The organism is Actinomadura soli (assembly GCF_005889715.1).
In the GTDB taxonomy this organism is placed as follows: domain Bacteria; phylum Actinomycetota; class Actinomycetes; order Streptosporangiales; family Streptosporangiaceae; genus Spirillospora; species Spirillospora soli.
The window spans coordinates 20930-30393 of record NZ_VCKW01000088.1; the positions used below are offsets into that span (position 1 = coordinate 20930).

Here is a 9464-nt window from a genome sequence, read left to right on the forward strand (position 1 = left end):
TTCCGGACATGAAGCTGGACTTCGACCTTGACCGCTACGTGCGCAACTCCAGGGCGGTCGATCTGTCGGGGGTGGAGTGGGACACGATTCCCTCCTTCCCCGTCTCGGGTGCGGAGGCGCGCACGCTGACCTTCATGATGGACATCGAGACGCACACCGTGATGTACGCCCGCGACCTGCTCGCGACGCGGGCCGCGTTCGACCCGGAGATCACGGCGTTCATGAGCTGCTGGATCTACGAGGAGTTCTGGCACGGTGAGGCGTTCTCCCGGTTCCTCGGCGAGGCCGGCTTCACGCTGGCGCCCGACCGCGAACGGGTGACCGCCCGCTCGCCCTATCCCACCAAGGTCGCGCGGAACGAGCGGATCCGCCGCGCGCTCGGCCGCGGCGTCTACACCGGGCATCTCGCGTCGATGCTCGGCTCCGCGCTGACGAAGGACTTCGTCGCGATCCAGATGACGTGGGGCGCGATGAACGAGCTCAGCGCCATCAACAGCTACCAGTCGATGATCGAGAAGAGCGACAACCCGGTGCTGCGCGACGTCCTGCGGCGCATCATCAAGGACGAGCGCCGCCATTTCGCGTTCTACCGGGCGCAGGCGCGGCTCCGGCTGGAGCGCAGCGCGCGGGCGCGGCGGCTGGCGCGGTGGGCGATGCAGCGCCTCTGGGCCCCCGTGGGGACGGGCCTGCGCCCGCAGGAGGAGAGCGACTTCGCACTCGTCTGGCTGTTCGGCGACGACGGCGGCCTCGACCGCCTGCGCCGCCTCGACGCCACCATCGCGCAGCTCCCCGGTTTCGCCGGCGCGACCCTCGCGGAGGACGCGCGGCGCCGGTCGCTGGAGCGGCTCCCGCGCCACCGCATACCCCAGATGGCCTCCGACTGGGCGCTCGCCCACGCCGGCGTACACAGGGAGACACAAGCAGCTTGACTTCCTCTCCACAGCCGAAGCCGGGGGATTCCGACCCTCGCGGGCCGGGTTTCCTGCTTCGCCGCCAGTCGCCCGCCGGGCTTGCACCCTTGAGGTCTTACACCGGCTCCACAGGCGTTTCACCTCTCGGCCAGCCCGGCCGCGAGGATGTTACGGGCCGCGTTCACATCCCGGTCGTGCACCGCGCCGCACGCGCACTGCCACGACCGGACGCCCAGCGGCATCGCGTCTTGCCGGGTGCCGCACCCGCTGCACAGCTTCGAGCTGGGGAACCACCGGTCGACCACGACGAGCTCACGGCCGTACCACTCGGCCTTGTATTCCAGCATGCCGCGCATCTGGCGCCAGGAGGTGTCGGAGATCGCGCGGGCCAGCGAACGGTTCTTGAGCATGTTGCGGACGGTCAGATCCTCGATCACGACCGTTTGGTTCTCACGGACGAGCCGAGTGGTGAGCTTGTGCAGAAAGTCCCGCCGCCGGTCGGCGATCCGGGCATGCACCCTGGCGACCCTGAGCCGGGCCTTGTCCCGGTTCTTCGAACCCTTCACCTTGCGCGACAGCGCCTGCTGGGCCTTGGCCAGCCTGCGCCGGTCGCGCCGCTCGTACCGGGGTCTGACGACCTTCTCCCCGGTCGACAGGGTGGCCAGGGTAGTGATCCCCGCGTCCACGCCCACGGTCCGCTTGGCAGGAGGCAGAGGAGCGATCTTCTCCTCCACCAGGATGGACACGAACCAGCGGCCTGCGGCGTCCCGGCTGACCGTGACGGTGGACGGGTCGGCGCCCTCGGGCAACGGACGCGACCAGCGAACGTTCAGCGGGCCGTCCATCTTCGCCAGCGTCAGTGCCCCGTCCCGCCAGCGGAACGCCGACCGGGTGTACTCGGCCGAGGCCCGCGACCTCTTGCGGGACTTGAACGTTGGGTACCCGGTGCGCTTGGCGAAGAAGTTGGCGAAACCTGCTTGCAGGTGCCGCAGGGCCTGCTGCAACGGGACCGAGGACACCTCGCCAAGGAACGCCAGCTCCGGCGTCCTCTTCCAGGCCGTCAGCATCGCGGAGGTCTGCGCGTAGGAGATCTTCCGGCCGTCTGCGGCGTAGGCGCGAGAGCGTTCCTGCAGCGCCATGTTGTAGACGAGGCGGACGCACCCGAACGTCCGGGCGAGCTCTTCAGCCTGCCCGGGGGTGGGGGTGAAGCGGTACTTGTAGGCCCGCTTCACCAACTGCGTCATGTAATTCATCATATTCGGAGAGCGACCGGGAGTCGTACACATGTTCGCATTCCCGCGGCCCCGCGCCACGTTTCCTCCCCACGCCTGATGGCGGGGGTCTCCACGCTTCAAGGAGAACAATGAGCGAAGACGGCCTGGCAGGACGTACCGTCCTGCTCACCGGCGTCACCGGTTTCATCGGGCAGGCGCTGCTGGAGCGCGTCCTGTCCCGGCACCCCGAGACCCGTGTCGTCGCGGTGCTCCGGGAGAAACCGGGCGTCACCGCCGACCAGCGGCTGGACGAGGTGGTCGAGAAGCCGGTGTTCTGGCCGTGGCGGGAGCGCGTCGGCGACGACGCGGCCCGCGCCATCGTGCGGGAACGGGTGCGGGTGGTGCCGGCCGACCTCACCGAGTCCGTGCCGGAGCTGCCGGACGACATCGACGCCGTCATCCACGGCGCGTCGATCGTGTCGTTCGACCCGCCGATCGACGAGGCGTTCCAGACGAACGTCGTCGGCACCGTCGAGCTGTACGAGGCCGTCCGGCGGGCCGGGCGGCGGACGGGGAAGACGCCGCACATCGTGCACGTGTCGACGGCGTACGTGGCGGGGTCCCGGAAGGGCATCGTCCCGGAGACGACCCTCGACCACGCCATCGACTGGGAGACCGAGCTGGAGTGCGCGGTGGCCGCGCGCCGGTCGGTGGAGCGCGACTCGCGGCGTCCCGAGGTCCTCGGACGGCTCCGCGCCGCCGCGCTGAAGGAGCAGGGCAAGGCGGGCCCGACCGCCGTGGCCGCCGACACCGAGCGCCGCCGCCGCGAGGAGGTCGACGACCGGCTCGTCGCGTACGGGCGCGAACGGGCCCGCAGCCTCGGCTGGCCGGACGTCTACACCCTCACCAAGGCCCTTGGCGAACGCGCCGCCGAGCAGACGGCGAGCGACGTGCCGCTGTCGATCGTCCGTCCCGCGATCGTGGAGAGCGCCCTGAAGCTCCCGTACCCGGGCTGGATCGACGGGTTCAAGATGGCGGACCCGCTGATCCTCGCCTACGGGCAGGGCATGCTGCGGGCGCTGGCCGGGATCGCGGACGGCGTCGTCGACATCATCCCGGTCGACCTGGTCGTGAGCGCGCTGCTCGCCGCCGCCGCCGTGCCGCCCGAGCCGGGGTCGCCCGCGTACTACCACGTCGGGTCCGGGGCGCGGAACCCGCTGACGCTGCAACGGCTTGTGGAGCTCGTCAAGGAGTACTTCGACGAGCATCCGCTGCCCGGGACCGACGGGCGCGGCGCGATCCGCCCGCGCGAGCTGACGCTGCTCAGCGAGGGACGCGCCGAACGCATGCTCGGCACCGCCGAGCGCGCCATGGACGTCGCCGAGAAAGCGCTGATGATGCTGCCGAGCGGCGACCGTACCCGCGGCTGGCAGCGCAACCTGTACAAGCAGGGCCGCGAGGTCCGGATGCTGCGCCGCTACCGCGACCTGTACGGCGCGTACGGCGCCGCCGAGGTCGTCTACGCCGACACCGCCACGCTCGCGCTCAACCGCTCGCTCGCGGACGACGCGGGCTGCGACTCGGCCGTCATCGACTGGGCGCACTACCTCCGCGACGTGCACTGCCCCGCCGTGACGTCCGCGTTCCGCCACGTGCAGGCGCCGTCCCCGCTGCCGCGCCCGATCGGGACGTCGGCGCGCCCGAAGCCGCAGGCCGTCCAGTTGGAGGAGAGGAGCGACGTCGTCGCCGTGTTCGACCTCGACGGCACGATCGTCGCGTCCGACGTCGTCGAGGCGCACCTGTGGGCCAGGCTGCTGGACGCCCCGCTGAAGGCGTGGCCGAACACACTGCTGCCCGTCCTGCGGAAGGTGCCGCACTACCTGCGCACCGAGCACCGCGACCGGGGCGAGTTCCTGCGCGAGTTCGTCCAGCGCTACGAGGGCGCGGACGAGGAGCAGCTACGGGCGCTGGCCCGCGACAGGCTGGGCGACGTGCTGCTGCGCCGCGCCTGGCCACAGGCGATCCGCCGCATCCGCAACCACCGCGCCGCCGGGCACCGCACCGTCCTGCTCACCGGCACCCTGGACGTCTTCGTCGAGCCGCTCCGCACGCTCTTCGACGACATGCTGGCCGCGCACCTCCGGGTGGTCGACGGACGCTGCACCGGCAGCTTCGAGCAGCCGCCGCTCATCGGGGAGTCCCGTGCCGCGTGGCTGCGCGCCTGGGCCCGCGACGAGGGCGTCGACCTCGCCGGAAGCTGGGCCTACGGTGACCACTACTCTGACCTCCCGGTCCTCCAGCAGGTGGGGAACCCCGTCGCGGTGAACCCCGACGCCCGCCTGTACCGGCACGCCAAGCGGCAGCGCTGGACGATCGCGGACTGGGACGGCGACTCCGGCGCCGTCTCCACGCTCCTGGACGCCGCCCTGCAAGGGACGGCTCAGAAAGGTGGGGTCCGATGATCCTGGCACTGGAGTACCACCGCTCCCCCGCCCGCTACCTGGCCGCGGCGCGGCTGCCGGGACGGCTCCGTCCGGCCGCCGTCCCGTCGCTGGCGCCGCTGCGGCTGACGTCCAAGCCCCCGCCCGGCACGCCCGGCCCCGGCTGGGTGCGGCTGCGTCCCGTCCTGTCCGGGATCTGCGGCTCCGACCTGGCGATGGCGGCCGGGAAGGTCTCCCCGTACCTGGCGCCGCTGACCTCGATGCCGTTCGTGCCCGGCCACGAGATCGTCGCCGAGCTGATGGACGACGCCGGCGACGGCATGCCCGCCGGGACCCGCGTCGTCCTCGACCCGGTGCTGCCGTGCCGGGCGCGCGGCACCGGCCCGTGCCCGCCCTGCGCGGAGGGCAACGAGAACCGCTGCGACCACGTGAACGCCGGGCGGATCTCGGCCGGGCTCCAGACCGGGTTCTGCGCGGACACGGGCGGCGGCTGGTCGGAGCGCCTCGTCGCGCACCGCAGCCAGCTGCACCGGGTGCCGGAGTCGCTGCCGTCCGAGCGGGCCGTGCTGGCCGAGCCGCTCGCGTGCGCGGTCCGGTCGGTCCGCCGCATCGAGGTGCCGCGCGGGACGTCGATCGTCGTGGTCGGCGCCGGGACGGTCGGGCTGCTGACCGTCCTCGCGCTGCGCGAGCTGACCCCCGCCGGGCCGATCACGGTCATCGCCCGCCACGCGGGCCAGCGGCGCCGCGCCCGCGCCCTCGGCGCCACCGAGACCATCGACCCGTCGGCGGCGCTGCGCGGGCTGCGGCGCATCACCGGCGGCTCGCTCGTCCGTCCCGAGCTCGGCCCCGGCTACCTGCTCGGCGGCGCGGACATCGTCGTCGAGTGCACCGGCGGCGAAGGGCTCGACACCGCGCTGCGGCTCGTCCGCGCGGGCGGGACGGTGCTGCTGTCCGGCATGCCGGCCAAGCCCGTCGACCTGACGCCCGCCTGGTACCGGGAGCTGAACATCGTCGGCTCCTACGCCAGCCGCGGCGCGGACGACTTCCAGGCAGCGATCGACCTGGCCTCGCACGACGCGCTCGGCGGCTTCGTCGACAGCGTCTACCCCCTCACCCGCTGGCGGGACGCGCTGTCGCACGCCCTGTCCGCCGGACGCTCCGGCAGCGTCAAAATCGCCTTCGACCCCCAGAACGGGGACAGACCCTCGCTTGGCGAAACCTCCGACCACCTCGATCGCGAAGGAGCCGTTAGATGAGCAGACCGGGACTCGTTCTGGAGGTGGACGAGCGGACGCCCCCGCTTCTCGTGCACGAAGGAGAAGGGTTCCGGCTGGAGCGGTTCCCGCTCGGTACCCGCGTCATCTACCCGCCGGACTCGCTGCCCGGTGTCCGCGACGTGACCGGCCGCATCCGCGACGCGCTGCTGAACCCGCTCGGCAGCGAGCCGCTCCCCGAGCTGCTGCACTCCGGCATGCGGCTGACGATCGTGTTCGACGACCTGTCGCTGCCGCTGCCGCCGATGCGGGCGCCGGACGTCCGGGGCCGGGTGATCGAGCAGGTGCTGGAGATGGCCGCGGCCGCCGGCGTGGACGACGTCGAGCTGATCGCCGGCAACGCCCTGCACCGCCGGATGACGCCCGCCGAGATCAAGCACATCGTCGGCGAGCGCGTCTTCAACTCGTTCTGGCCGGACAAGCTCGGCAACCACGACGCCGAGGACCGCGACAACCTCACCCTGCTCGGGCAGACCCGGCACGGCGAGGACGTGGAGATCAACAAGCGGGCCGCCGAGAGCGACCTCATCGTGTACGTGAACATCACGCTGGTCGCGATGAGCGGCGGCGCGAAGTCCGTGGCGGTGGGGCTGGCGTCGTACAAGAGCCTGCGGCACCACCACAACGTCCACACGCTGCGGGAATCCCGGTCGTTCAACGACCCGCCCAATTCGGCGATGCACCACTCGTACGACCGGATGCACAAGCTGCTGTCGGAGTCGGTGCGGGTGTTCCACATCGAGTGCACGGTCAACAACGACCAGTTCCCGTCGCCGTTCGAGTTCCTCAACAAGCGCGAATGGGAGTGGACGCTCAAGGACCAGGCGAAGTTCCTCGCCGGCAAGCGCGCCAACGACCTCGCCCCGGCGGGCGCCCGGCACAAGGTGTGGCAGGGGATGCGCGCCCCCTACGGGATCACCGGGGTGCACGCGGGCGCGACGGACCTCGTCCACGAGAAGACCCTCGCCAACGTGCACCGCCAGCAGCTCACCGAGGTCCAGGGCCAGTCGGACGTCCTCATGCTGGGCCTGCCGTACCTGTGCCCGTACAACGTGAACTCGGTGATGAACCCGATCCTCGTTTACAGCCTGGGGCTCGGCTACTACTTCAACATGTACAAGAACAAGCCGCTCGTCCGGGAGGGCGGCGCGCTGATCATGTACCACCCGATGAAGTCGGAGTTCCATCCGCTGCACCACCCGAGCTACATCGACTTCTACGAGGAGGTGCTGACGCAGACGACCGACCCGGCGACCATCGAGACGAAGTACGAGGAGCAATACGCGACCGACCCCTGGTACGTCCACCTGTACCGGAATTCGTACGCCTACCACGGCGTACACCCGTTCTACATGTGGTACTGGGGCGCGCACGCGCTGTCGCACCTCGGCGACGTCATCTGCGTCGGCGCGGACCGCCGTGTCGCGTCCCGGCTCGGGTTCCGCGCGGCCAGCACCCTCGCGGACGCGCTGGAGATGGCGGGCGAGACCGTCGGCCGCAGCCCGTCCCTGACCTACCTGCACACCCCGCCGATGACGCTGGCGGACGTCCGATGAGCGGCGGGCGTAAGGGCGGCCGGATGAAGCTCGCCGAAGAGGTCCGGCTGCTGCGGCGCGGGCGCGACTGGCGCGGCCGGGCCCCCGCGCCCCGGTCGGCGCAGCCGTGGCAGGAGGTCCCGCAGAGCCGGCCGTTCCCGACCGAGTGGGCGCGGACGCCGCTCGCCATCGCCGCCCGGAAGGTCGCGTTCGACGGCATCCTCAGGACGGTCACGTGGAGCCAGACCCGTCCCGAGATCCACGGCGCGGACGTCCTCGACGAGCTCAGGGGCCCGGTCGTGTTCGTGGCGAACCACGCGAGCCACCTGGACACGCCGCTGATCCTCGGCTCGCTGCCGGTCCGGATCCGCAATCGGGTCGCGGTCGCCGCGGCGGCCGACTACTTCTTCGACGCCCGCTGGCGCGCGGTCGCGACCGCGCTGACGTTCAACGCGTTCCCGATCGAGCGGCGCGGCTCGGGCGGGGCGCTCGACCTGGCGTCCGAGCTGCTGCAGGACGGGTGGAGCCTGCTCATCTACCCGGAGGGCACCCGCTCGACGGACGGCTGGGCCCGCCGGTTCCGGATGGGCGCGTCGCTGCTGTGCCGCGACCAGGGCGTCCCGGCCGTGCCGCTGGTGCTGCGCGGCACGTACCAGGCGATGCCGCGCGGCGGGTTCTGGCCGAAGAAGGGCCGCCCGGTCGTGTCCGTGCGCTACGGCAAGCCGCTCGACCCCGACCCGGACGAGTCGACGAGCGCCTTCAACGCCCGCCTGGAGGACGAGATGGGCCGCCTCTGGGTCGAGCACGACGAGGACTGGTGGACGTCCCTGCACGCCCCCGACCGCCGCCGCGCGCCCCGCGGGCCGGACGCGTCCGAGTGGCGCCGCAAGTGGGAGTCGACCCGTCCGGAGGCGCCGTCGTCCAGCCACCACCGCATCTGGCGGCGCCGCTGAGCGCGGCGTGATCCAAGCGAGGGCGCCCGCCGGCCAACGACGTCCGGCGGGCGCCCTTCCGCTTTCAGGCGGTCTCGCCGAGGACCACCTGAGTCACGTTGGGGAAGTCCCCGAAGATCTTCGTCCCGGCGCCGAACCCGTTCCCGGTGACGGTCATCGACGGCATTGGCCCGAACGCCGTCGCCAGCGTGACCAGCAGCGCGGTGCCCGTCGGGGTGGCCATCTCGGAGTCGATGTCGTGCCCCTGGATCGGCGCGCGGGCGCGGGCCACAAGCTCGACAACAGCAGGCCCCGGGTTAGGGATCAGCCCGTGACGACACCGGATGAACCCCCGTCCGACCGGAATGGGCGCGGCCCGCACCTCATCCACACCCAGCGTCTCCAGCGCGGCGCACGTCCCGACGATGTCGACGATGGCGTCATGCCCGCCGACCTCGTGGAAGTGCACGTTCTCCGGCGGCGTCCCGTGCACCGCGCCCTCGGCCTCGGCCAGCGTCCGGAACACGTCGAGCGCCCGCGCCCGCACCCGCCCCGGCAGCGGCGCCGCGGTGACGATCTCCTCGATGACGGCATGCGTGCGCGACACGGCATCGTCCTCGACGTCCACGATCGCGCGCGTGGCGGCGATCCCGCGCCGCGAGACCCGCTCGACGTCCAGGGACCAGCCGGGGACGTCCAGCCCCTTCAGCATGGCCCGCACCTCGCCGAGATCGGCGCCCGCGTCGAGCAGCGACCCGAGCGCCATGTCCCCGGCCACCCCGGCGAAGCAGTTGAAATACGCGATCTTCATCTGAGCATCCTTCGCGCTAGTACGGCGGCTCCGAGCCCGTCGTCGATGCCGGTGACGGCCAGACCGGGCGCCCCGGAGTTCAGCAGCGCGGCCAGCGCCGCGAGGCCGCCGCTCGAACTGCCGTAGCCGACGCTGGTCGGCACCGCGATCACCGGACGGGACGTCAGCCGCGCCGTGACCGACGGCAGCGCCCCGTCCATGCCCGCCGCGACGATCAGCAGCCGCGCCTCGTCCAGCCGCTCCCGGACGGCCAGCAGCCGATGCAGCCCCGCCACGCCGACGTCGGCGATCAGCGCGACGTCCAGCCCGAACGCCGCCGCCCCCGCCATCGCCTCCTCCGCCACCA

General features: G+C 72.0%; 7 protein-coding genes and 1 pseudogene. 5 read left to right on the forward strand and 3 right to left on the reverse strand.

Annotated features, from left to right (window positions below; all coding sequences use genetic code 11):
• Window positions 1-8: 8 nt before the first annotated feature.
• Entirely contained in the window at window positions 9-929 is a 921-nt protein-coding gene (locus ETD83_RS18500; RefSeq protein ID WP_138646378.1) for a ferritin-like domain-containing protein, read from the forward strand.
• Between the two features lie 38 nt (window positions 930-967).
• Here the strand turns inward: ETD83_RS18500 and ETD83_RS18505 are convergent.
• A pseudogene (locus ETD83_RS18505) lies at window positions 968-2155 on the reverse strand (RNA-guided endonuclease InsQ/TnpB family protein); the annotation flags it as partial.
• Window positions 2156-2274: 119 nt separating this feature from the next.
• Here ETD83_RS18505 and ETD83_RS18510 point away from each other — a divergent pair.
• The 4 genes from ETD83_RS18510 to ETD83_RS18525 are packed head-to-tail and all read left to right on the forward strand — an operon-like array spanning window position 2275 to window position 8328.
• Window positions 2275-4587 carry an HAD-IB family hydrolase gene (locus ETD83_RS18510; RefSeq protein WP_138646380.1) on the forward strand — a complete coding sequence of 771 codons (2313 nt, stop codon included), beginning with the start codon at window positions 2275-2277 and terminating at the stop codon, window positions 4585-4587.
• The gene (locus ETD83_RS18515) at window positions 4584-5822 is read left to right on the forward strand and encodes a zinc-dependent alcohol dehydrogenase (protein WP_138646381.1); all 1239 of its coding nucleotides are present in this window, start codon (window positions 4584-4586) and stop codon (window positions 5820-5822) included. The genes ETD83_RS18510 and ETD83_RS18515 overlap by 4 nt, the downstream gene beginning before the upstream one ends.
• Window positions 5819-7396 carry a lactate racemase domain-containing protein gene (locus ETD83_RS18520; protein ID WP_138646382.1) on the forward strand — a complete coding sequence of 526 codons (1578 nt, stop codon included), beginning with the start codon at window positions 5819-5821 and terminating at the stop codon, window positions 7394-7396. Before ETD83_RS18515 ends, ETD83_RS18520 begins: the two co-directional genes overlap by 4 nt.
• The gene (locus ETD83_RS18525; protein WP_138646383.1) at window positions 7393-8328 is read left to right on the forward strand and encodes a lysophospholipid acyltransferase family protein; all 936 of its coding nucleotides are present in this window, start codon (window positions 7393-7395) and stop codon (window positions 8326-8328) included. The genes ETD83_RS18520 and ETD83_RS18525 overlap by 4 nt, the downstream gene beginning before the upstream one ends.
• 64 nt (window positions 8329-8392) lie before the next feature.
• Here ETD83_RS18525 and larC read toward each other — a convergent pair whose 3' ends face one another.
• A complete protein-coding gene (larC, locus tag ETD83_RS18530) occupies window positions 8393-9118 on the reverse strand; it encodes a nickel pincer cofactor biosynthesis protein LarC (protein WP_138646384.1) in 726 nt (241 codons plus the stop codon).
• On the reverse strand, window positions 9115-9464 hold a 350-nt coding region (locus tag ETD83_RS18535), incomplete at its 5' end, for an AIR carboxylase family protein (protein ID WP_171064316.1). The genes larC and ETD83_RS18535, both read right to left, overlap by 4 nt.